The following is a 22,258-nucleotide window of genomic DNA, read 5'->3' as shown; positions in this document are numbered from 1 at the left end:
GAGGCACCCCATGTCCCTCTCTTCCCTTCCTTCCCCTTCCGCCACCTCCCTTTCCTCCTACGAGCGTTACCCCCTCCTCTTCGGCCCCTCGCCCGTGCACCCCCTGGAGCGGCTCACCGGGCACCTCGGCCAAGCCGCGCTCTGGGCCAAGCGCGAGGACTGCAACTCCGGTGTCGCCTACGGCGGGAACAAGACACGCAAGCTGGAGTACCTGGTCGCCGACGCGCTCGCGAAGGGCTGCGACACGCTCGTCTCGATCGGCGGGGTGCAGTCGAACCACACCCGTCAGGTCGCGGCGGTCGCCGCCCGCGCCGGGCTCGGTTGCGTGCTGGTGCAGGAGAGCTGGGTCGACTGGCCCGACTCCGTCTACGACAAGGTCGGCAACATCCTCATCAGCAGACTCACCGGAGCCGACGTACGACTGGTGAAGGCCGGGTTCGGGATCGGGTTCAAGGAGAGCTGGGAACAGGCCCTCAGGGACGTCGAGGAGTCGGGCGGCAGGCCCTACGCCATTCCCGCCGGCGCCTCCGACCACCCGCTCGGCGGCCTGGGCTTCGCCGGCTGGGCGTACGAAGTCGCCGAGCAGGAGCGGGAGCTGGGCGTCTTCTTCGACACCGTGATCGTGTGCTCGGTGACCGGGTCGACCCAGGCGGGCATGATCGCCGGGTTCGCCGCGCTGGAGGAGGCGGGGGAGCGGCCCCGGCGCGTGCTCGGGATCGACGCCTCGGCCAAGCCCGCCGAGACCCGCGCGCAGATCGCCCGGATCGCGCACCGCACCGGTCAGCTCATCGGCGTCAAGCGGGAGTTGACCGAGGCGGACGTCGAGCTGGACGAGCGCTACCACGCGGGCATCTACGGCATCCCGGACGAGACCACACTGGAGGCGATGCGGCTCGCCGCACGCACCGAGGGCATGGTCACCGACCCCGTGTACGAGGGGAAGTCGATGGCCGGCATGGTCGACCTGGTGGCACGCGGCGAGATCGACCGCGACTCCACGGTGCTCTACGCCCACCTCGGCGGCCAGCCGGCGCTGAACGCGTACAGCGCGTTGTTCTAGGCGCTGGGCCGGCTTCCTTGTGTGCCGAACGCCGGGCGCCCCCTGCTTGCGGGGGGCGCCCCGGAGGTCGTACCGCCTCGGTCTACAGTGCCTGGGCCGCCGGCTTGACCATGTTCCGGACCGTGCGGGCCTTGACGAAGTCGCCCATGGCCGTCATCTCCCACTCGCCGGAGAACTGGCGGATCAGCTTCGCCATCATCACCCCCGTCTGCGCCTCGGCGCTGGTGAGGTCGAAGCGGACCAGTTCCTCGCCGGACGCCGCGTCCAGGAGGCGGCAGTAGGCCTTGGCGACCTCGGTGAACTTCTGGCCGGAGAAGGAGTTGACGGTGAAGACCAGGCCGGTGACCTCCTGCGGGAGCCGGCCGAGGTCGACGGTGATCACCTCGTCGTCACCGCTGCCCTCGCCGGTGAGGTTGTCCCCGGAGTGCCTGATCGCGCCGTTCACGATGGAGAGCTTGCCGAAGTAGCAGCTGTCGATGTGATTGCGCTGGGGGCCGTAGGCGATGACCGAGGCGTCCAGGTCGATGTCCTTGCCGCGGTACGCCGGCTCCCAGCCGAGGCCCATCTTGACCTGGGCGAGCAGGGGGCGGCCGCCCTTGACGAGGGAGACGGTCTGGTTCTTCTGGAGGCTGACCCTGCCCTTGTCGAGGTTGATCTTTCCGGCGCCGGGGGCCGGGGCGGCGGGCGGCGCCGGGGGTGCGGCGGGCGCCGAGGGGGCGGTCAGGCGCTGGTCCGTCGGCGGCACGGGCGGGACCGGCGGGGGCGGCGGAGCCATCGGGGCCTGGACGGCGGGCTGGGACGGCGCGACGGGGGCGGGGGCCGGTTCCTCCACGGTGACGCCGAAGTCGGTGGCGATGCCGGCGAGGCCGTTGGCGTATCCCTGGCCGACGGCGCGGGCCTTCCAGGCGCCGTTGCGCAGGTAGATCTCCACAACCACCAGGGCGGTCTCGCCGCCGAGCTGCGGGGGCGTGAACGTGGCCAGGACGCTGTTGTCGTCCGCGTTGCGGATCGTCGCTGTGGGTTCGATGCCCTGGAAGGTCTGGCCGGCGGCGTCCGGGCTCGCCGTGACGACGATCTTCTCGATGCCCGGGGGGACGGCGGCGGTGTCGACGGTGATCGCGTCGGGGGCCGTGCCGCCGCCCGAGCGGTAGGTCACGCCGGGGCCGGCCGGCTGGTTGTAGAAGATGAAGTCGTCGTCCGAGCGCACCTTGCCGTCGCCCGTGAGCAGCAGGCCCGATACGTCGAGCCGCACCGGGGCGGCGACGTCCACCGTCACGCGGGCGGTGGAGAGAGGGATGTTCGAGCCGGGGGTCATAGCTGTCATGCCCCGTTGAACGAGCGAGGGCGTTTTACCGTTCCCTTACCTGGCGGCCAATCGGGTTGGATCTCACCGTGGGGGCCGGGCGTGGGCTCAGCGTCTGTTGCGGGGGTGGTTGCGGGCCGTGCGTTCGTTGCCGCGTTTGTAGTTTCCGGTCCAGCGGGCCATGACCAGCTGGGGGTCGGAGGTCTCGGTCTCGGCCTCGGCTTCGGCGAGGAACTGGGCGGCGCGGGGGCCGTTGAGGGTGGTCACCGGGCGGCCGTGGTGGGAGATGCGGACGGTGCCGTTCGTGTGGGCTTCGTAGGTGAAGCCGTGGGGGCTTGGCATGTGCGGGATGGTAGGGGGGTGGTGGGGTGCGGGCCCAGTGGTTTTCGCCCCCGCCGCCCCTTCCCGTCCCGTCCCCAGGGGCTCCGCCCCTTCGACCCCGCCAGGGGGCTCTGCCCCCTGGACCCCCGCTCCTCAAACGCCGGAGGGGCTGAAATGCCAGCCGCCGGACGGGCTGAAGATGCCAGCCTCGGAGGGGCTGAAGATTGCCAGCCGCCGGAGGGCTGATTCAAGCTCACTACGGCACCACCACTATCTTTCGGCCCACCCCCGCCGCGAACCGCTCCAGTGCCTTCGGATAGCCGCTCAGCGGGACCCGGTCGCTGATGAAGATCTCGGGGTTCAGGACGCCGTTCGCGAACAGTTCCGCCGCTCGTTCGAAGCTGTGCAGGACCGCCATCGAGCCGGTGATCGTGAGCTCCTGGTTGTAGATGCGGTACGGGTCGATCGTCACGCGGGTCGCGTAGTCGGCGACGCCGAACTGGAGAAACGTTCCGGCCTTCGCCACCCGGTCCAGCCCGTCCTGGATCGCCGCGGCGTTGCCCGTGGCGTCCACCACCAGGTCCCAGCCCTGCGGCCGGTCCAGTTCGTCCGCGCCCGCCGCGCAGGCCGAGGCGCCCAGCTGCCGCGCCGTCTCCAGGCGTACGGGGTTCACGTCCAGCACGTCCACGCTCGCCGCGCCCGTCCGCTTCGCCAGTTCCAGCATCATCAGGCCCATCGTGCCGGAGCCGTAGATCAGGACGTGCGCGCCGAGCCGGGACTGCAGCACGTCGTAGCCGCGCACGGCGCAGGAGAGCGGTTCGATCAGTGCCGCGTCCTCGGTGCGGACGTGCTCGGGGAGCTTCACACAGTTGGCCACCGGCGCGACCGCGTACTGCGCCGCCCCTCCGGCCGTCGTCACGCCGATCGCCGCCCACCGTTCGCAGAGGTTGTTGTGGCCGGTACGGCAGTAGCGGCACTCGTGGCAGTACAGCGAGGGGTCCACCGCCACCGGGTCGCCCACCGCGACCTCGGTGACCCGGGCGCCGACGCCGACCACCTCGCCCGCGAACTCGTGCCCCGGCACGATCGGCAGCCTCGGCGCGAACTCGCCCTGGAGGATGTGCAGGTCCGTGCCGCACAAGCCGCATGCGGCCACCTCGACGACGACCTCGCGCGGGCCCGGCGTCGGGTCCGGGACCTCGGTGACGACGGCGCGGCCCACGGACTCGATGACGGCTGCCTTCATTTGACGGCTCCCAGAGACAGGCCCTGGACCAGCTTGTCCTGGGCGGCGAACCCCGCGGCGAGCACCGGCAGGGAGATCATGAGCGAGGCGGCGCACACCTTCGCCAGGAACAGGCCCTGACTGGTGATGAAGCCGGTGAGGAAGACAGGAGCCGTCTCGGCCACCACGCCCGTGAGGACCCGGGCGAACAGCAGCTCGTTCCAGCTGAAGATGAAGCAGATCAGGGAGGTCGCCGCGATGCCGGGCAGCGCCAGGGGGGTCACCACGCGCCACAGGATCGTCGGCAGCCGCGCGCCGTCGATCTGCGCCGCCTCGATGACCGCGGCCGGCACCTCGGAGAGGAAGGACTGCAGCATCCACACCGCGATCGGCAGGTTCATGGCGGTGTAGAGGACGACCAGTGCCCAGATGTTGTCGAGCAGCCCGGTGTTCTTCGCGAACAGGTAGACCGGCAGCAGCCCCGCCACCATCGGCAGCATCTTGGTGGACAGGAAGAAGAACAGGACATCGGTCCACTTCCGCACCGGCCGGACGGACAGCGCGTAGGCGGCGGGCAGTGCGAGGAGCAGCGTCAGCAGCGTGGAGACCACGGAGGCCGTCACCGAGTTGAGCAGCGCCGGCCAGGGGCTGGCGCCGCCGTCCAGGCCGAAGAACGCGCGGTAGCCGTCCAGGGTGAGCGACGCGGTGAGGGAGGGCGGGTTGGTCGCCGCGTCCACCTCGGAGTGGAAGGAGGTCAGGACCATCCAGAGGATGGGCAGGACGAAGAGGATGCCGGCCAGCCACGCGGCGACTCCCAGGGCGGCTCCCCGGAACCGGCCGCGGGACCCGGTCCGCCGCCGGGCGGCGGTGGTGATCGTCGTCATCGGCGGGACACCTCCGCACGGAACAGGGACGACACCACGCGCAGGGCGAAGGTGGCGAGGATGAGCGAGCCGATGACGACGATGACGCCGGCCGCGGAGGCGAGGCCGTTCTCGTGCGCCTGGTAGAAGGTCTGGTAGACGGTGTACGGCAGGTTTGCGGTGCCCAGGCCGCCGGAGGTGATCGTGTACACCGCGTCGAAGTTCTGCACGATGTAGATCGAGCCCAGCAGCACGCTCAGTTCGAGGTAGCGGCGCAGGTGCGGCAGGGTGATGTGGACGAACACCTGCCACTCGTTCGCGCCGTCCATCCGGGCCGCCTCGACCAGTTCCGGGTCACGGCTCTGCAGTCCGGCGAGCAGGATCAGCGTCATGAACGGGGTCCACTGCCAGATCAGTGAGGCCGCGACCGCCATCAGCGGCATCTCGGAGATCCAGTCCGGCTGGACCGCCGTGTCCCCGCCGATCCACCGCAGAATCCCGTTGAGCAGGCCGTACTCGGGGTTGTACAGCACGTGCTTCCACAGCAGCGCGGCCGCGATCGGCACCAGCAGGAAGGGGGCGATGAGCATCGTGCGCACGGCGGCCCGGCCACGGAAGCGGCGGTCCAGGAGCAGCGCCAGGACCAGCCCGAGCACCAGGCTGACCAGCACGACCGTGGCGGTCAGCACCACGGTTGTCCCCACCGACCTGCGTAGTTCGGGTGTGCTGAGCACCTCCGAATAGTTGGCGAAGCCGGCGAAGCGGCGGTCGTCCGGATACAGCGCGTTCCAGTCGTAGAACGAGATCACCAGGGTCGCGACGAAGGGCAGTTGCGTCACGACGATCATGAAGATCAGCGCGGGCAGCAGCGGGGCCCGGGTGACCCATGCGCGCATGCGGTTCGGCGGGCGGGGCGCCGGCCACGCGGCCGGCGCGGTGACCCGAGCGGCGGACGTCGTGACGGTCATGATCCCTCGTACTTCTTGCCGACGGCCTCGGCGAGCTTCTGCGACTTCGCCAGCGCGCTGTCCACGGACTGCCGGCCGGCGATGGCGGAACTGATCTCCTGGGAGACCTTGGTGCCCAGGTCGGTGAACTCGGGGATGCCGACGAACTGGATGCCGGGCGCGGGCCGGGGCTGCACGCCCGGGTCCTCCGGCCTGGCGCCGGCGATGGCGTCCCGGGTGACGTCCGCGAAGGCCGCCGCCTCCTTGCGGTACTCGGGGATGTCATAGGTCGACGCCCGCTTGCCGGCCGGCACATTGGCCCAGCCGATGGTCGTGCCGACGAGCCTCTCGTAGCCCTTGCCGGAGGCCCAGGAGATGAACTTCCAGGCGTCGTCGGCGTTCTGGGACGACTTCTGGACGCCCCACGCCCAGGTGTAGAGCCAGCCGGAGCTCTCGGTCTTCTCGACCGGGGCCGGGACATAGCCGATCCTGCCCTTGACCGGGGAGCCGCCGGCCTCCAGGGAGCCGGCGCCGGCCGTGGCGTCGTACCACATGGCCGTCTTGCCCTGGGTCATGTGGTTGAGGCACTCGGCATAGCCGGACTGCGCGGCGCCGGACTGGCCGTGCCTGCGCACCAGGTCGACATAGAACCGCGTGGCCTCCTTGAACTCCTTGGAGTCCAGCCGTGCCGTCCAGTCCTTGTCGAACCATGTGCCGCCGAAGGTGTTGACGGCCGTGGTGAGCGGGGCCAGCACCTCGCCCCAGCCGGGCAGGCCGCGCAGACAGATGCCCCTCATGCCGGACTCGGCGCCGTCCACCTTGGCGGCGAGGTCGGCGACCTGCTTCCAGGTGGGCTTGCCGGGCATGGTCAGGCCCTCCTTCTCGAAGATGTCCTTGCGGTACATCAGGAAGGAGGACTCGCCGTAGAAGGGCTCGCCGTAGAGCTTGCCGTCCTCAGCGGTGAGGGCCTGTGTCATCGGGGTGAGGATGTCGGCCTGGTCGAAGGCGGTGTCGCTCTTGACGTACGGGTCCAGGGAGTGGAGCCAGCCGTTCTCGGCGTAGATCGGGATCTCGTAGTTGCTGAGGGTGGCGACGTCGTACTGGCCGGCCTGGTGGGCGAAGTCCTGGCTGATCTTGTCCCGGACGTCGTTCTCTGGGAGGACGGTGAAGTTCACCTTGATGCCGGTGGCCTCGGTGAAGTGGGCGGCGGTGAGTTTCTGCAGATCCAGCATCTGCGGGTTGTTCACCATCAGGACGTTCAGGGAGCGGCCGCCGGAGGGTCCGGATCCGCCGGCGCCCGCGCAGGCGGCGAGCGGGGTGATCAGCGTCCCTATGGCGGCCATGGCGAAGAGGGTGCGCGATGCGCGTCGGCTCCGGGTTCGCATGCGGTCCTCCTGAACAAATAAGGGCAAATGGGGCGCTGACCGGGTTGGGGGTCCCTACGGCGTGGGTGGGCGGGTCGCCGAACCGTCGGATGCCGTACGGGGGCCGGACGTCAGACGCGGATCATCTGCGGACCTTGCAGCGCATAGCGGTGGGCCTCGGCCGCGGGGAGCAGCGAGCTGGTGACGATCGCCTCCAGATCGCAGACGTCGGCGAACCGGCAGAAGCTGACGGCCCCGAACTTGGTGTGGACGCCGGTGAACACGATGCGCCGGGCGGATCGGATCGCCTGGGCCTTGACCTCGCTGACCGCCGGGTCGGGCGTGGTCAGACCGTGTTCGCGCGAGATGCCGTTGGCGCCGATGTAGGCGAGGTCGATGACGAAGCCGGCGAGCATCTTGGTCGTCCAGTGGTCGACGGTCGCCAGGGTGCCGGGGCGGACCCGGCCACCCAGCAGCAGGACCGAGATGTCCTCGGCACCCGCGAGCGTGCCCGCGATCGGCAGGGACGCGGTGACCACGGTCAGCGGCCGGTCCCTGGGCAGTGCCTCGGCGATGAGCTGGGGGGTGAAGCCCTCGTCGACGAAGACCGTCTCGGCGTCCCCGAGCAGTTCGGCCGCGGCGGCCGCGATCCGGCGCTTCTCGGGGACCTGGCTGGTGGCGCGGAAGGCGAGCGTCGTCTCGAAGCCGGCGCTCTCCACGGGGTAGGCGCCGCCGTGGGTGCGGCGGACCAGGCCGTGCTCCTCCAGGGTGCGCAGATCCCGGCGTACGGTCTCCTTGGCCACGCCCAGCTCGGCGGCGAGCGCGTTGACGTCGACCGAGCCGGCGGCGCGTACGGCCCGTACGATCTCCCGCTGGCGCTCCTCCGCCGTCTTCGCGGTGCTTGTCGTCGTCATCGCCGACACCTCCTTGCTCTGCCGCGTGGCCCGATAGCGTCCGGGTGCCCCGAGCCGGAGCTGCCCGTTCGGGCCCCATGCGGCCATGGGGGAAGTTGTACCCCGGGTGCGCGGCACTGACCAGGCCTGTTGCAGGACCGATGCTGCCCGTATCTGCCCGTTCACGGCGCGGCGTGCCCGTCGCGGACCTGCGCGGCTGTGGATCGGCGCGGGACATCGGGCGGAGCCGGTGCCCGAGTGTCACGGCAGGCGTGCCCGTTCGGTGCCCGAATACGGCGGCGGGCGGGCCCGTTCGGTGCCCGCCCGCGGTCGCGAACGATCATTTTCCGCCGGTCGGCGACGTCGGTGCCGACGAGGTCAGTACGGCCACATCGGCGGGTCGCTCACGAAGTGGCCGCCGAGACAGGCGTGCGCCGGGTTCTCCGGGTCCAGCTCGCCCCGCTCGGCGATCAGCTTCTCGGCGAACTCCTCGGAGTCGTCCTGCGGCTCGTAGCCGAGCGCCCGGGCACCGCTCAGGTCCCACCACAGACGTGTGTTGGCGGACGAGCCGTAGACGACGGTGTGGCCGACGTTCTCGGCGGTCAGGGCCGCGTGGAAGAGACGGGCGCCGTCGCCGGGGCTCATCCAGATCGACAGCATGCGCACGCTGGTCGGCTGGGGGAAGCAGGAGCCGATGCGCACCGAGACGGTCTCCAGGCCGTGCTTGTCCCAGTAGAGCTGGGCGAGATCCTCGCCGAAGGCTTTGGACAGGCCGTAGAAGGTGTCCGGGCGGCGCGGGGTGTCGACGGGGATCAGCGGATCGTCGCCCCGGGGGCGCGGGGTGAAGCCCACGGCATGGTTGGAGGAGGCGAAGACGATACGCCCGACCCCCTCCTCGCGGGCCGCCTCGTACAGGTGGTAGGTCCCCTCGATGTTCGCCCTGAGGATCTTCTCGAAGGGGGCTTCCAGGGAGATGCCCGCGAGATGGACGATCGCGTCGACGCCCCGTACCGCCTCCCGTATGGCCGCTTTGTCGGCGAGGTCGGCGGTGACGGCGTCCGGGTCGCCGTCGATCGGGCGTACGTCGAAGAGGCGCAGCTCGTGGCCGAAGGCCGGGAGCAGGTTCTGCATCAGGGTGCCGACCCGGCCGGCGGCGCCGGTGAGCAGGACGGTGCGCGGATCGGGCATCCTCGGTCTCCTTGAGTCGGCGGCCTCATTCATGGACGACATTCATATGCATGGACTAGCTAAAGATCAGGTGTCTTACCGTCAAGTGTGACGCGGACCTGCGAAATCCGCGCCCGAGTTGCCTCTGTGCTGCCTCTGTGTGCGCTTGACCCGCCGTGAAATGGCTCCATAGTGTGGCTGCGTTCAGAAATGTAGACATTGATCATAAGAATGCAGGCGCCTGTCTCAGGGAGAGTCCGTGACGCCAGCCCCGCTCGCCGCTCGACTCAGCGCCCCCGGCGGGCCGCTGTTCTTCCCCGTCACCGCCTACCGCCCCGACGGCTCCCTCGGCCTCGATGTCTTCCGCGCCCATGTGCGCCGCGGGATCGCGGCCGGCGCCGCCGCCGTCTTCGCATGCTGCGGCACGGGGGAGTTCCCTGCGCTCACGCCGGAGGAGTTCGAGGCGTGCGTACGGGCGGCCGTCGAGGAGACCGCGGGGCGGGTGCCGGTGGTCGCGGGCGCCGGGTACGGGACCGCGCTCGCCGTCCGGTACGCGCGGCTCGCCGAGACGGCCGGGGCGGACGGGCTGCTCGTCCTGCCGCCGTACCTCGTCGCGGCCGGACAGGAGGGACTGCTGCGGCACTACCGGGAGGTGGCCGCCGCGACCGGGCTGCCGGTCGTCGTCTACCAGCGCGACAACGCCGTCTTCACCCCGCGGACCGTCGTCGAGCTGGCGCGCACCGACGGGATCACCGGGTTCAAGGACGGCCTCGGCGACCTCGATCTCATGCAGCGGATCGTCGGCGCTGTGCGCACCGAAGTCCCCGGCGGCTTCCTCTACTTCAACGGGCTGCCGACCGCCGAGCTGACCCAGCTCGCCTACCGCGGCATCGGCATCACCCTCTACTCCTCCGCCGTCTTCTGCTTCGCTCCGGAGATCGCCCGTGCCTTCTACGAGGCCCTCGCGTCCGGCGACGACACCACCGCGCACCGGCTCCTGGACGGCTTCTACCTTCCCTTCGCCGAGCTGCGCGCCCGGGGCCGCGGCTACGCCGTCTCCCTCGTCAAGGCCGGGGTCCGGCTGCGCGGACTCGACGTGGGGGAGGTGCGGCCCCCGCTGCACGAGCCGAGCGAGGATCATGTCAAGCAGCTCGCTCAGGTCATCGAACGCGGATACGCGCTGCTCGAGGAGGACCGGTGAAGGCCTCGCCGTTCGTCCACCTCTGATCGCAAGGGGGTCGGCGAACCGTGAGCCCGGGGGGACGCATCCGGCGGGCGGGAATCCGTTGGAAGCCGTCAGTGACGCCTCTGGGGCGTGTACGTCGTCGCTCCTGGCGTCGACGCCAGGAGCTACCTCCTTCCCGTCCTCATCGGCGTCCTCTACGTCCTGGTCATGTGCCTCGTGCGGGAACCGCACCGGCGCCGTCTCAACGCCGTCATGGTCGCCGGGGCGAGCGCCGCCTACCTCAGTGGGGGCGGTCTCGGCGGCTGGGAGTTCGCGTTCACCGTGCTCGCCACCTGTGTCGCCTACCGCGGACTGGACTCGTGGACCTTCATCGGCGTCGCTGGCTGCTGCACACCGCCTGGGACGTCGTGCACCACCTCAAGGGCAACCCGATCGTCCCGTTCGCCCACAGCTCCTCCCTGGGCTGCGCGATCTGCGACCCGGTGATCGCCCTGTGGTGCCTGGCCGGAGGCCGGACACCCGCCGAGCTCGTCCGGACCGCGCGGGCCGAGGCCGGGGCGCGATGAGTCTCCTGCGATGAGTTTCCGGGACGCGGCCGGTCTACCCCCTGACCGACCCCGCACCCCAGGGAGCAGCGATGACCGACCGGACGACCCTCGACCTGGGACCGCAGACCCGCATCGTGGCAAGGCTCGCGGAGGGCGTGAGTGACGAGCAGCTCGCGGACGGCACGCCGTGTCCGGGCTGCGCGGTACGCAACATGCTGGGCCACCTGCACGGACTGGCCGTCGCCTTCCGTGACGCCGGCCGCAAGGACCTCGGTGTCACGACGGACACCAGCCCGAACGCCGCCCTGCCGGACATCGGACCCGGCTGGCGCGAGGAACTGCCGAAGGTGCTCGACGAGCTGGCGGACGCCTGGCGCGACCCGGGCGCGTGGACCGGTATGACCCGGGCCGGCGGCGTGGACCTGCCGGGCTCGGTCGCGGGCGCCGTCGCCGCCGACGAGCTTGTCATCCACGGCTGGGACCTGGCCCGCGCCACCGGCCAGGGGTACCTCCCCGACCCCGCCGCGCTGGAGGCGTCGTACGGCTTCCTCCTCGCGGCGGCCGACGACCCGGACCGCGGCGGAGGCCTCTTCGGTCCTGTGGTGCCCGTCCCGGCCGACGCGCCGCTGCTGGACCGGGCGGTGGGTCTGAGCGGACGGGATCCGGGCTGGCACCGGTGACGGCGACCCGTTGCCCGGGCGAGAAGGTAAAGATCGGGCAACGGGTCTCGCGCTCGGTGGGGTGACGCGCGTAGAACACTTGTCATGCATAAGCCACTTCGCATCACGGCTCTCGTCGCCGCCTGCACCGTCGCCGGCGGCGCCCTTTACGGCGCCGGAGCCGCAACGGCCGGTCAGTCCACGGCCAACTCCACCCACGAGCCCTACAACATCGGGCTCCTGGTGAAGGACATCGACACCTACTACGGCACCACGCTCGACAGCAACGGGGTGTACCAGGCGTCCCCGGACAGCCCGTACGCCAAGGACCTCGCGCGCCTCGACCGCTCCGCCAGGAAGTACATCGACCGGGCGGCGCGCAAGGCGCACCACCGGGGCGAGAAGCCCGCGGTCGTCTTCGACATCGACGACACACTGCTGCTCAGCCTCGACTACGAGAAGAAGACCAACTACACGTACAACTCGACCACATGGGCCGAGTACGTCAACAAGGCCGACCGCCCGGCCGTCTTCGGCAGCCCCGAGCTCGTGCGGTACGCCGACTCCAAGGGCGTCGAGGTCTTCTACAACTCCGGTCTGAGCGAGGCCCAGCGCTCCGCCGCGGTCCAGAACCTGAAGAAGATCGGCGCCGATGTGAACCTCGACGCCGGCCACATGTTCCTCAAGGACAAGGCCAACCCGCCGTCGTACCTGGGCGACTGCGCCACGCCCGGTACCTGGAACTGCACCACGGTTCAGTACAAGTCCGGCACCCGCAAGCACATCGAGGACCTGGGCTACAGCGTGATCGCCAACTTCGGCGACCAGTACTCCGACCTCGACGGCGGCTACGCCGACCGGACGTACAAGCTGCCGAACCCGACGTACTTCGTGAGCTGAGCGCTCCGCTGGAAGTGGCGCGATGCGTGGGCGGCCGTCTGCGGCGCCGTCGTGGCTGGTCGCGCAGTTCCCCGCGCCCCTTCAGGGCGCTGGGGCGCGAAACGCCCCCGTCGGTCGTCACCGGCGGGGGCGTTTCTTGCCGGCCATGAGGGGGGCCCTGGCCGGCGCTGCCGGTCCGAGGGGGGCTCGGGCCGGCAGGGTTGGGACGTCACTGCGTGTACGTGATGTCAGATGAAGAGAAGGTGCAGGTGGTTGCGTCCGGGCCGGTGCCGGGTTCGGCCGGCTCCGCCCGCGCCCCTTTGGCCGACTACGCCAAGGCCGCTTGCATCATGGCCTTGGCCACGGGGGCCGCCAGGCCGTTGCCGCTGACCTCCGAGCGGGCCGCGTCGGACTGTTCGACGACCACCGCCACGGCGACCTCCTTGCCGTCCGTCTTTCCGTACGACGTGAACCAGGCGTACGGCGTTTTGCTGTTGTTCTTGCCGTTCTGGGCCGTGCCCGTCTTGCCGCCCACCGTGGCGCCGTCGATCTGTGCGTTCGTTCCCGTGCCCTGCTCGACGACCGTCTCCATCGCCGACCGGAGTTGCCCGGCTGTCGAGGAGCTGACGATCTCCTTGGTGTCCGTGCTGCCGTCGCTGTCGGTGCCGTCTTCGTAGTTCTTCAGCACATCGCCGCCGCTGTCGGTGATCTGGGACACCATGTGCGGCGAGACCAGCTTGCCGTCGTTGGCCATGGCCGCGGACACCATGGCCATCTGCAACGGGGTCGCCGTGACGTCGAACTGGCCGAGGCCGGACAGGCCCGTCTGCGCCTTGTCCATGCCGGACGGATACACGCTCGCGTGGGCCCGCACGGGCACGTCCTGGGTGTCGTCATTGAAGCCGAACTTCTCCGCCATCGCCCGTACCTTGTCCTGGCCGAGGTCGACGGCCATCTTCGCGAAGACGTTGTTGCAGGAGTACCTGAGCGCGGTACGGATCGAGGCGTTCTCGCAGGGCGCGGAGGGGTTCTCGTTCTTCAGCACGGTGCTCGTGCCGGGCAGCGTGTACGGGTCCGGGCTGCCCGTGTCCTCGTCCACCGAGGCGTACAGCCCGTCCTCCAGCGCGGCCGCCGCCACGACCAGCTTGAACGTCGAGCCGGGCGGCAGCGGCTGCCGCAGCGCACGGTTGGTCAGCGGCTTGTCCGAGTCCTTGGTGAGCTTCTTCCAGGCCGCCCCGGCGGTGTTGGCGTCCGTCAGCGACGAGGGGTCGTACGACGGGGTCGACACGACCGCGAGGATCCTGCCCGTCGCCGGGTCGATCGCGACCGCCGCGCCCTTGGTGTCGCCGAGCGCGTCGTACGCCGCCTGCTGGACGTCGGGGTCGATCGTGGTGATCACGTTCCCCGGATCGGCCCGATCGCCCGTGACCAGGTCCAGCGTGGCCTTCAGCCGGCTGTCCGTGCCGTCGAGGAGATCCTGGTAGATGCCCTCCAGCTGGGTCGGCGCGTAGCTCTGCGAGGCGTAGCCGGTCACCGCCGCGTACAGCTTGCCGTCCTGGTACGTGCGCTTGTACGCGAGGTCGCTGCCCTTCGTCCGCGCGGACCCGGTGATCGACTCCCCGGCCACGATGATGTTCCCGAGCGGCTCCGCGTAGGTCGCGATCGCGCCCCGCCGGTTGTCCTTGTCGTCCGCGAGCGCCTGACCCTCGTAGAACTGCACCCAGGTCGCCCGCACCAGCAGGGCGAACACCAGGAGCAGTGTGAAGACGGAAGCGCGCCTGATCGTGTTGTTCATTGCGCTCTGCAAGACGACCGGGTCCGAGGGATTCGTTCCCTTGGGCCCGGTTTCTCATCGGGTCTTCATGAACCCCGCCTCGTACGCGGCGATCGCCGCCTGGGTGCGGTCGCGGGTGCCGGTCTTCGCCAGGACAGCGGCCACGTGCGTCTTCACGGTGGCGGGGCCGACCTCCATGCGCCGGGCGATCTCCGCGTTGGTCAGTCCGGCCGCCATGAGACGCAGGACCTCGCTCTCGCGTCCGGTGAGCCTCGCGATCCAGGCCGGCGGCGCGGGGTACACGCGCGCGTGCTCGGCGGCGAGCGCCCGCACGGCCGACGGGAACAGCAGGCTGTCGCTGCGCACGACGAGCCGCACCGCCTGGACGAGCAGGTCGGCCTCCGCCCGCTTGAGCAGGAAACCGGCGGCTCCGGCGCGCAGCGCGTCGTACACGTAGGAGTCGTTCTCGAAGGTGGTGACGACGACGATCCGGGGTGGCTCGTCGAGCGTGGCGAGGATCTGCTCGGTGGCCCGGATGCCGTCCGTCTCCGGCATGCGTACGTCCATGAGGACCACGTCGGGCCCGAGGTCCCGGACGACGGACACGGCCTCGGCCCCGGTCGCCGCCTCACCGACGACCTCCAGATCCGGCTCGGCGGACAGGATCGCCCGCAGGGCGGTGCGGACCAGGCGCTCGTCGTCGGCGAGGACGATGCGGATCGGTGGGCGGGTCACGCGGGTTCCCCCGTGGTGGTCGGGCCGGTGGTCATGCGGGTCCCTTCATCGGCAGTCGTACGTTCAGGCGCCACGCTCCTCCGGACGCCCCCGCCTCGGCCGAGCCGCCCAGCAGCCGGGCCCGGTCGGCGATGCCGCGCAGACCGTGGCCTCCGCCGGGGCGGTACGCGGCGGCATCGCCGAGGGGATTCTCGACCGTGATCTCCAGGTGCTCACCGACGACCTCGATCCGCAGCGTCACGGCGACCTGGTCACCCGCGTGTTTGAGGGCGTTGCTCAGCCCTTCCTGGACGATCCGGTAGGCCTCGCGGGAGACGAGGGGAGGCAGCGTCGCGGGGTCGGCGTCGACCGTGGCCGTCACCCGCGGCCCGCCCGCCCCGACGCGTCGCAGCAGGCCGTCGAGGTCGGCGGCGAGCGTGGGCGCGGGCGCCGTACCAGGAGTGTCGCCGTCCCTCAACACGCCGAGGACGGCATCCAGTTCACCGACCGTCCGCCGGGTGGTCTCCTCGATGGCGGCGAGGGCCTCGCGGACGAACTCGGGGTCGCTGCCGAGGACGCGGCGGGCGGCGCCGGCCTGCAGGGTGACCGCGCTCAGGGCGTGGCCGACGGAGTCGTGCAGCTCCCGCGCGAGCCGGTTGCGTACGGCGAGTTCGGCGGCCCGCGCCTCGGCCGCCGCGAGCCGGTCCTCGGGAGCGGGCCCGAGCAGCGGGGGCGCCCAGCGGGCGAGCAGGGCGCCGGCCCCTGCCGCGCATCCGGCCAGCGCGACGAGCATCGCGACGCCCGCGACCGGCGCGAGCGCCAACGCCCAGGTGTGGTCCATGACTTCGGGCAGCCACCCCCCGATTCCCCGCAGCCGGGCGAACAGGGGCAGCACGATCAGCACGACCGCGAACGGCGGCACGGCCAGCGACATCCCGGAGATGACCCCGCCGAGCCCCAGATGCAGCGTGAACCAGGCCGCCGTACGCCCCTTCGCGGCCCGGGTGCGCGCGGGCCCGTAGGCGAGCCGGTCGGCGTCCACCCCGCACAGCCACCGCACGGCCCCGGCCTCCAGGGGACGCGTGAGTGGGAAGAGCGAGGTCAGGGCGGCGACCGGCAACCCGAAGGCGAAGGAGGCGAGTTGCAGGGGGGAGGAACCGAAGTCCATTGCGCCGGTGGCCGTCCCGAGGACGACCTCGCCGACGAAGACGTACGGCATGGCGAGCGCGCCGCCGAGGATCAGATGGATCCAGCGCAGGCGTGCCCGCCGGCCGAACAGGAACCGGGCGAACCCCCTCACGCCGACGGCTGCGGAGCCCGGGCGGACCGCTCCGCGAAGAAGTAGGCGCCGATGGTGGCCACGAGGATGCCGACGATCACCTCGCCAGCGTAGGCGAGGTTCATGAGCTGTGTCGGGCGGTCGGCGATGTCGTCCACGCCGCCGAGGGAGACCAGCGACAGCCAGCCGCCCCAGCAGGCCACCGCCCCGGAGCCGACCCAGGCGGCGGCGAGCGGCACCTTGACGGGCAGGGCGCGCCCGCGCCGGAAGGCGATCAGCCAGCCGCCGGTGACGGCCGCGACGAGGAAGACGACGTATACGGCTTGGAGGACGTAGAAGTCGGCGGTCCGGTCGGCGGCCCGGCCGTCGCTGAGACCGGCGGTGCCGCCGCAGGCCCACAGCAGATGGAGAGCGAGCGGAAGCAGGGAGAGCACGGCGGCGGCGACGGCGGTGGCGCGCTGTGCGGGTCCGACGGCCCCCCGGGGGAGCTCCCACACGCGCCCGCGCCACAGCCACCCCCACCGGTCCCGGGCGTACAGCACGAACAGCGCGCCGAGGGAGAGCCCCTGCACGATGAACCCGGTGTACACCACCCCGAACACCCACGCGTCGAGGAACGGCTCACGTCCCGGGCCGGCGGCCCGGTGCCCGCTCGCGCCGAGCGTCTTCACGAGGAGCTGCAGCGGGAACCCGGCCATGATCGGCGCGAGCAGTCCGGTGGCGACCCACACGGGGAAGGCCAACAGCCACGCGGGCGTTCTCAGGCCCCACGGCCTTGTCAGCACCAGCGCCAGCACGATCACGGCCCCGTCCATCAGCACGGTGACGCTGTTGGCGACGGCCATGGTCGTACGGTGTTCCAGCAGCGAGCTGCCGTCCGGGATCCCGACGTGGCTCCCGGCGATCCAGGCGATCTTGAGGCCGAGGTAGGGCAGACAGGCGGCAACGGCAACGGCCCGCACCACACGGCGGGAGGGGCTGAGCACGACTGTGCCGGCGGTGGGTGAGAGTGACTGCGTCATACGTGCACGCTCCCGCACGCGCCCGGTCGGACACGTCCTGCACCGCGATGATCCGGCTCCGCCGGACGGGGGAGGGGCGGCTCAGCCCTGCAGCGTGAGCACGACCTCGTCGATCTCCTCGCCGCGTGCGTTCGCATACCCTCTGGCCTGCGCGGAGAGCCGGAAACCGCACTTCTCCAGGACGCGGCGGGACGCCTCGTTGTCCGCGGCCGCCCGGGCGTACAGCGGGCGTTCGGGGACCTCGGCCAGCAGTCCGCGCAGCGCGGCGGTGGCGATGCCCCGACCCCAGTACGCGCGGTCCACCCAGTACGTCACCTCCCTCTCGCCCGGCTCCCCGTACACCGCCGCGCTCCCCACCACGTCACCGTCGGCCAGGATCGTCAGCGCGATGTCGTCCGAGGACCGGATCCGTTTCCACAGGGCGTCGAAGGCTTCCCGGTCGGCCGGGTTCTCGGCGGTGAAGGCCGCCATCCTGAGCGACTCCGGATCGTTCATCTGCCGGAAGAAGACCGGCAGATCGCTGTCGTGGACCTCGCGCAGTGTGACATCCATGCCTCAGAGCCTACGGGTGGCGAGCGTCAGTCGGTCACGGGCGTCGAACAGGGCGTCCTTCACCATCTGTTCATGGGCGGGGGTCAGCCGTGCCACCGGGACCGAGCAGCTGATCGCGTCGCGGGCCGGGGTGCGATAGGGGATGGCGACACCGAAGCAGCGCAGGCCCAGCGTGTTCTCCTCACGGTCGACGGCGAAGCCCTGCTCCCGCACCTGGTGCAGCTCCTCGATCAGCTTCTCCCGGTCCGTGATCGTGTTCTCGGTGAGGGCGGGGAGGGTCTCGGGCAGCATCTTGCGGACCTGCTCGTCCGTGCAGGTGCTCAGCAGCGCCTTGCCCAGCGAGGTCGAGTGCGCGGGCAGGCGGCGGCCCACGCGGGTGAACGGGCGCAGGTAGTGCTGGGACTGGCGGGTGGCCAGGTAGACGACGTTCGTGCCGTCGAGCCGCGCCAGGTGGATGGTCTCGGTGGTGTCGTCCGACAGCCGGTCCAGCGTCGGCCGGGCCACCGCGACCACCTCGTCGCCGTCGATGTACGAGGTGCCGACGAGCAGCGCCCGTACGCCGATGCCGTACCGCGTGCCCGTCGCGTCCGTCTCCACCCAGCCGAGTTCCACGAGTGTGCGCAGCAGCATGTAGAGGCTGGACTTGGGATAACCGACCGCTTCCTGGACCGCCGCCAGGGAGTGCATGCCCGGGCGTCCGGCGAAGTACTCGAGCAGTTCGACCGTCCGCACCGCGGACTTGACCTGCGCCCCGCCCCCCGTCCCGCCTGCCGACATCGCCCTTGACCCCTTCGTTCGCCGGGAAATAGTCTCCGAGCGTATTCATCATCAGAGACAGTGTTCAGCATATCGAACAGCCCTGATGGACGACCCGGAAACTGCGGCATTGCATACGGCATTCAAAGCGGAAGGGACCCCGCGGTGGCAGCAGCACCAGTCTGGAGTGTCGACCCACGAACCGGGAAGCAGCGCGAACAGGTTGCGGTGGAGGCCACAGCCCATGAGGTGGACACCACCGTCCGCGCCGCGCAGGACGCGCGCGGCGCGCTCGCCGACCGCACGGTCCGCTCCGCGTTCCTGCGCACCGCCGCCGACCGGCTGGAAGGGGCCAGGAACCAGCTCGTCGAGGCCGCCGACGCCGAGACCGCGCTCGGTCCGGTCCGGCTGACCGGTGAACTCGCCCGCACCTGCTACCAGTTGCGGGCCTTCGCGGACATCGTCGACGAGGGCGCGTTCCTCGACGTCGCCATCAACCACCCCGACGACACCGCGACCCCGCCGATCCCGGACCTGCGGCGCTACAAGGTGCCGCTGGGCGTCGTCGCCGTCTACTCCGCCTCCAACTTCCCCTTCGCCTTCTCCGTCGCCGGCGGCGACACCGCGAGCGCGTTCGGGGCAGGCTGCCCCGTCGTCGTCAAGGCCCACCCGGACCACCCGGCCCTGTCCGAGCTGGTCGCGGTGGTCCTGCGCCGGGCCGCCTCCGAGCACGGCATCCCCGAGGGCGTCGTGGGCCTCGTGCACGGCCTCGAGGCGGGCATCGAGCTGATCAGGCACCCCCTCGTCGCCGCCGCCGGGTTCACCGGTTCGGTCCGTGGCGGGCGGGCCCTGTTCGACGCGGCGGCGGCCCGTCCGGTGCCGATCCCGTTCCACGGCGAGCTCGGGTCCCTCAACCCCGTGGTCGTCACCGAGGCGGCCGCTGCCGAGCGGGCGGAGGCGATCGCCAAGGGGCTGGCGGGTTCGATGACGCTGGGCGTCGGCCAGTTCTGTGTGAAGCCCGGGCTGGTGCTGGCCCCTGCGGGCGCGGCCGGCGACCGGCTGGTGAAGTCCCTGACGGACGCGGTGAGCGACACGGAGGCGGGGGTGCTCCTCGACCACCGGATGCGGGACAACTTCATCGCCGGGGTGGCCGAGCGGGCGGAACTGCCCGACGTGGAGACGCCGGTGACGCCGGGGGCGGGGAGCGAGCACACGGTGAGCGCGGGCTTCCTCACGGTGGCTGCGGAGAAGCTGGCCGGTGAGGGGGCGTACGACCTGCTGCTGGAGGAGTGCTTCGGGCCGGTCACCGTCGTGGCCCGCTATGCGGACGAGGCTCAGGTCAAGCGTGTCCTGGACCGGCTGCCCGGCAATCTCACCGCGACGGTTCATCTGTCGGCGGAGGAGGCTGCCGGCGAGGGGCGTGGAGCGGAGATTCTGGCCGAGCTCACGCCGCTGGCAGGGCGTGTGCTGGTGAATGGATGGCCGACGGGGGTGGCTGTGGCTCCGGCGCAGCATCACGGTGGGCCGTACCCGGCCACGACGTCCACGTCGACTTCGGTGGGGGGTACGGCGATCGAGCGGTGGTTGCGGCCCGTTGTGTATCAGGGGGCGCCCGAGGCGCTGCTGCCGGCTGAGCTTCGCGACGAGAATCCGCTGGGGCTGCCTCGGCGGTTCAACGGGCGGCTGGAGCGGTAGCGCAAAACCTCACCCGGGCCTGAGACACTCACTCGATGGACCTCGAACTTCCCGAACTGCCCTTCGCTCTTCGTACCTATGGGCCCGACGGGCACTGGTCCTACGAGGACGGGATGCTCACCGGGTGGGCCGGGCCCCGGCAGGACCGGTTTGTGCCGCCCACCGACGAGGGGCTCGATCCGGCCTCCGACGCGCCGCGGCTGCTCGGTGCGCCCGAGGGGGACTTCCAGCTGATCGCCCGGGTCACGGTGGGGTTCGCCGCGGCCTTCGACGCCGGGGTGCTCTACGTCCATGTCGGCGAACGGGCCTGGGCCAAGCTCTGTCTGGAATACTCCCCCGAGGTGCCCACCGTCTGCACGGTGGTCACCCGGGGGCACTCCGACGACGCCAACTCCTTCACCGTGGACGGCAGTTCCGTCTGGCTCCGGATCAGCCGCACCGGCCGCGCCTTCGCCTGCCACGCCTCCCGCGACGGTGAGCGCTGGACGTTCGTCCGCCTGTTCACCCTGGGAGGCGAGAAGGAGAGCGGCGCCGCCCTGGTCGGTTTCATGACGCAGTCGCCGATGGGGGAGGGGTGTGTCGTGACGTACGACCACATCGAGTTCCGCCCGAACTGGCCGAAGGACCTGCGGGACGGAAGCTGACGACGGAAGCTGACGTCCGGGGCGGGGAACCACGGCCGTCCGGGGCACGTCCTCGGGTGCATGATCAAAGCGCATCGGACCGTTGCGACCCTGGTGATCCGGACCGCCCTGCGCGCGGAAGCCCCGGCGGTCGCCGAGCTGCATGCGCGCGCCCGCTCCACGTACTACCCGGACGGCCTGCCCGACGACGGCGTCGACTGGCCGGCCGGATGGACCGAGGCCATCCAGCGCCCCGGCGGACAGGTCCTGTGCGCGGTGCGCGACGGACGTCTCGTGGGCATCGCCTCCTTCCGCACCCCGCAGGCCGCCCCGGCGGAAACGGTCAAGCTGTTCCAGTTCCATGTCGACCCCGGCCACTGGCGCACCGGCGTCGGTACGGCCCTGCACACGGCCTGTGTCGAGCAGTGGCAGGCCGACGGGCGGCGGACGGCCGTGCTCGACGTGCATGTCGGCAACCGGCGGGCCCAGGCCTTCTACGCCCGCCAGGGCTGGGTCCCCGACCCGGAGAACCCGCCCGTCGGCGGGGATCACCACCTGTACCTGCGGTATGCGGTGACCGCGGAATGAACCCGGCTGCTTGAACGTTCACGTACCTGACGGAGAGCGCCTCCGTACCCGTACGAGCTGGAGAGCCGAGAGCATGCGCGTCGAGATCTGGTCGGACATCGCCTGTCCCTGGTGCTACGTGGGCAAGGCCCGCTTCGAGAAGGCCCTGGAGGCCTTCGCGCACCGTGACGAGGTCGAGGTGGTGCACCGCTCCTTCGAGCTGGACCCCGGGCGCGCCAAGGGCGACATCCAGCCGGTGATCACGATGCTCACCCGGAAATACGGCATGAGCGAGGCGCAGGCCCGGGCCGGCGAGGAGAACCTGGGTGTGCAGGCCGCCGCCGAGGGCCTGGCGTACCGCACGAGCGGGCGCGACCACGGCAACACCTTCGACATGCACCGACTGCTGCACTTCGCCAAGGAGCAGGGCCGGCAGGACGAGCTGATCCAGATCCTGTACCGGGCGAACTTCGCCGAGGAGCGGTCGGTGTTCTCCGAGGGCGACGAGCGCCTCGTGGAGCTGGCCGTCGAGGCCGGGCTGGACGCCGACGCCACCCGCAAGGTGCTCGCCGACCCGGCCGCCTATGCGGACGAGGTCCGCGCCGACGAGCGGGAGGCGGCGGAACTGGGCGCGGGCGGCGTGCCGTTCTTCGTTTTCGACCGCACCTACGGCGTCTCCGGCGCCCAGCCCGCCGAGGTGTTCACGCAGGCGCTGACCCAGGCATGGGGCGAGCGGCCGCCGCTGCAGTTGGTCGAGGACGGCGGCGCCGAGGCCTGCGGCCCCGACGGGTGCGCGGTGCCGCAGCACTGAAACGCGCAGGTCGTCGGGGATCTATAAGCAGTCCTTGGTGAAATCGCGTA

The 22,258-nt window shown here is 71.0% G+C and carries 22 protein-coding genes and 1 pseudogene; 9 read left to right on the top strand and 14 right to left on the bottom strand.

Annotated elements, in window-relative coordinates; all coding sequences use genetic code 11:
* Positions 1–10: 10 nt before the first annotated feature.
* Positions 11–1,060, top strand: coding sequence for a 1-aminocyclopropane-1-carboxylate deaminase (locus tag F7R91_RS26925; protein WP_150952181.1), 1,050 nt, complete (start codon positions 11–13; stop codon positions 1,058–1,060).
* An 82-nt stretch (positions 1,061–1,142) separates the two neighbouring features.
* Here the strand turns inward: F7R91_RS26925 and F7R91_RS26920 are convergent, their stop codons facing one another.
* From F7R91_RS26920 to F7R91_RS26885, 8 genes are all read right to left on the bottom strand, one after another.
* On the bottom strand, positions 1,143–2,375 hold the full coding sequence (locus F7R91_RS26920) for a TerD family protein (protein WP_150952386.1): 1,233 nt from the start codon (positions 2,373–2,375) through the stop codon (positions 1,143–1,145).
* A 96-nt stretch (positions 2,376–2,471) separates the two neighbouring features.
* Positions 2,472–2,705, bottom strand: a complete 234-nt coding sequence (locus F7R91_RS26915) for a hypothetical protein (protein WP_150952178.1) — start codon at positions 2,703–2,705, stop codon at positions 2,472–2,474.
* 235 nt (positions 2,706–2,940) lie between these two features.
* Complete coding sequence (locus tag F7R91_RS26910) at positions 2,941–3,930, bottom strand: zinc-dependent alcohol dehydrogenase family protein (RefSeq protein ID WP_150952173.1); 990 nt, start codon at positions 3,928–3,930, stop codon at positions 2,941–2,943.
* Positions 3,927–4,793, bottom strand: a complete 867-nt coding sequence (locus F7R91_RS26905) for a carbohydrate ABC transporter permease (protein ID WP_150952170.1) — start codon at positions 4,791–4,793, stop codon at positions 3,927–3,929. The genes F7R91_RS26910 and F7R91_RS26905 overlap by 4 nt, the downstream gene beginning before the upstream one ends.
* A complete protein-coding gene (locus tag F7R91_RS26900; protein WP_150952168.1) occupies positions 4,790–5,740 on the bottom strand; it encodes a carbohydrate ABC transporter permease in 951 nt (316 codons plus the stop codon). The genes F7R91_RS26905 and F7R91_RS26900 overlap by 4 nt, the downstream gene beginning before the upstream one ends.
* Positions 5,737–7,104 (bottom strand): ABC transporter substrate-binding protein, encoded by a 1,368-nt coding sequence (locus F7R91_RS26895; RefSeq protein WP_150952165.1) that lies wholly within the window; start codon positions 7,102–7,104, stop codon positions 5,737–5,739. Before F7R91_RS26895 ends, F7R91_RS26900 begins: the two co-directional genes overlap by 4 nt.
* Positions 7,105–7,214: 110 nt before the next feature.
* Positions 7,215–8,006, bottom strand: a complete 792-nt coding sequence (locus tag F7R91_RS26890) for a DeoR/GlpR family DNA-binding transcription regulator (protein WP_456243071.1) — start codon at positions 8,004–8,006, stop codon at positions 7,215–7,217.
* A 348-nt stretch (positions 8,007–8,354) separates the two neighbouring features.
* Entirely contained in the window at positions 8,355–9,164 is an 810-nt protein-coding gene (locus tag F7R91_RS26885; protein WP_150952159.1) for an NAD-dependent epimerase/dehydratase family protein, read from the bottom strand.
* 238 nt (positions 9,165–9,402) lie between these two features.
* Between F7R91_RS26885 and F7R91_RS26880 the strand changes: the two genes are divergently transcribed.
* The 4 genes and pseudogenes from F7R91_RS26880 to F7R91_RS26865 all read left to right on the top strand — a co-directional run bounded on the left by F7R91_RS26880 (position 9,403) and on the right by F7R91_RS26865 (position 12,436).
* Positions 9,403–10,344 (top strand): 5-dehydro-4-deoxyglucarate dehydratase, encoded by a 942-nt coding sequence (locus tag F7R91_RS26880; RefSeq protein ID WP_150952156.1) that lies wholly within the window; start codon positions 9,403–9,405, stop codon positions 10,342–10,344.
* Positions 10,345–10,536: 192 nt separating this feature from the next.
* Positions 10,537–10,895 (top strand): annotated as a pseudogene (locus F7R91_RS26875) (DUF6010 family protein).
* 71 nt (positions 10,896–10,966) lie between these two features.
* The gene (locus F7R91_RS26870) at positions 10,967–11,557 is read left to right on the top strand and encodes a TIGR03086 family metal-binding protein (protein ID WP_150952153.1); all 591 of its coding nucleotides are present in this window, start codon (positions 10,967–10,969) and stop codon (positions 11,555–11,557) included.
* A gap of 84 nt (positions 11,558–11,641) precedes the next feature.
* Entirely contained in the window at positions 11,642–12,436 is a 795-nt protein-coding gene (locus F7R91_RS26865) for an HAD family acid phosphatase (protein ID WP_150952150.1), read from the top strand.
* A 307-nt stretch (positions 12,437–12,743) separates the two neighbouring features.
* On the opposite strand, the gene F7R91_RS26860 is transcribed toward F7R91_RS26865, so the two are convergent.
* The 6 genes from F7R91_RS26860 to F7R91_RS26835 all read right to left on the bottom strand — a co-directional run bounded on the left by F7R91_RS26860 (position 12,744) and on the right by F7R91_RS26835 (position 18,533).
* The gene (locus tag F7R91_RS26860) at positions 12,744–14,210 is read right to left on the bottom strand and encodes a penicillin-binding transpeptidase domain-containing protein (protein ID WP_150952147.1); all 1,467 of its coding nucleotides are present in this window, start codon (positions 14,208–14,210) and stop codon (positions 12,744–12,746) included.
* Between the two features lie 54 nt (positions 14,211–14,264).
* Positions 14,265–14,924 carry a response regulator transcription factor gene (locus F7R91_RS26855; protein WP_150952144.1) on the bottom strand — a complete coding sequence of 220 codons (660 nt, stop codon included), beginning with the start codon at positions 14,922–14,924 and terminating at the stop codon, positions 14,265–14,267.
* A gap of 31 nt (positions 14,925–14,955) precedes the next feature.
* The gene (locus tag F7R91_RS26850) at positions 14,956–16,203 is read right to left on the bottom strand and encodes a sensor histidine kinase (RefSeq protein WP_150952142.1); all 1,248 of its coding nucleotides are present in this window, start codon (positions 16,201–16,203) and stop codon (positions 14,956–14,958) included.
* Positions 16,200–17,204 (bottom strand): hypothetical protein, encoded by a 1,005-nt coding sequence (locus tag F7R91_RS26845; protein ID WP_150952139.1) that lies wholly within the window; start codon positions 17,202–17,204, stop codon positions 16,200–16,202. Before F7R91_RS26845 ends, F7R91_RS26850 begins: the two co-directional genes overlap by 4 nt.
* 81 nt (positions 17,205–17,285) lie before the next feature.
* Positions 17,286–17,756, bottom strand: coding sequence for a GNAT family N-acetyltransferase (locus F7R91_RS26840; RefSeq protein ID WP_150952136.1), 471 nt, complete (start codon positions 17,754–17,756; stop codon positions 17,286–17,288).
* A gap of 3 nt (positions 17,757–17,759) precedes the next feature.
* Entirely contained in the window at positions 17,760–18,533 is a 774-nt protein-coding gene (locus F7R91_RS26835) for an IclR family transcriptional regulator (protein ID WP_150952133.1), read from the bottom strand.
* A 144-nt stretch (positions 18,534–18,677) separates the two neighbouring features.
* On the opposite strand from F7R91_RS26835, the gene F7R91_RS26830 reads away from it, so the two are divergent.
* From F7R91_RS26830 to F7R91_RS26815, 4 genes are all read left to right on the top strand, one after another.
* A complete protein-coding gene (locus tag F7R91_RS26830; protein ID WP_150952130.1) occupies positions 18,678–20,207 on the top strand; it encodes an aldehyde dehydrogenase (NADP(+)) in 1,530 nt (509 codons plus the stop codon).
* Positions 20,208–20,242: 35 nt separating this feature from the next.
* Complete coding sequence (locus tag F7R91_RS26825) at positions 20,243–20,851, top strand: DUF1349 domain-containing protein (RefSeq protein WP_150952128.1); 609 nt, start codon at positions 20,243–20,245, stop codon at positions 20,849–20,851.
* 60 nt (positions 20,852–20,911) lie between these two features.
* Positions 20,912–21,418 carry a GNAT family N-acetyltransferase gene (locus tag F7R91_RS26820; RefSeq protein ID WP_191971654.1) on the top strand — a complete coding sequence of 169 codons (507 nt, stop codon included), beginning with the start codon at positions 20,912–20,914 and terminating at the stop codon, positions 21,416–21,418.
* Between the two features lie 73 nt (positions 21,419–21,491).
* Positions 21,492–22,208, top strand: coding sequence for a DsbA family oxidoreductase (locus F7R91_RS26815; RefSeq protein WP_150952125.1), 717 nt, complete (start codon positions 21,492–21,494; stop codon positions 22,206–22,208).
* Positions 22,209–22,258: the final 50 nt, after the last annotated feature.

The organism is Streptomyces luteolifulvus, assembly GCF_008806595.1.
In the GTDB taxonomy this organism is placed as follows: domain Bacteria; phylum Actinomycetota; class Actinomycetes; order Streptomycetales; family Streptomycetaceae; genus Streptomyces; species Streptomyces luteolifulvus.
Note: the sequence above shows the minus strand (reverse complement) of the source record. Positions and strands in the feature narration are given on the sequence as shown.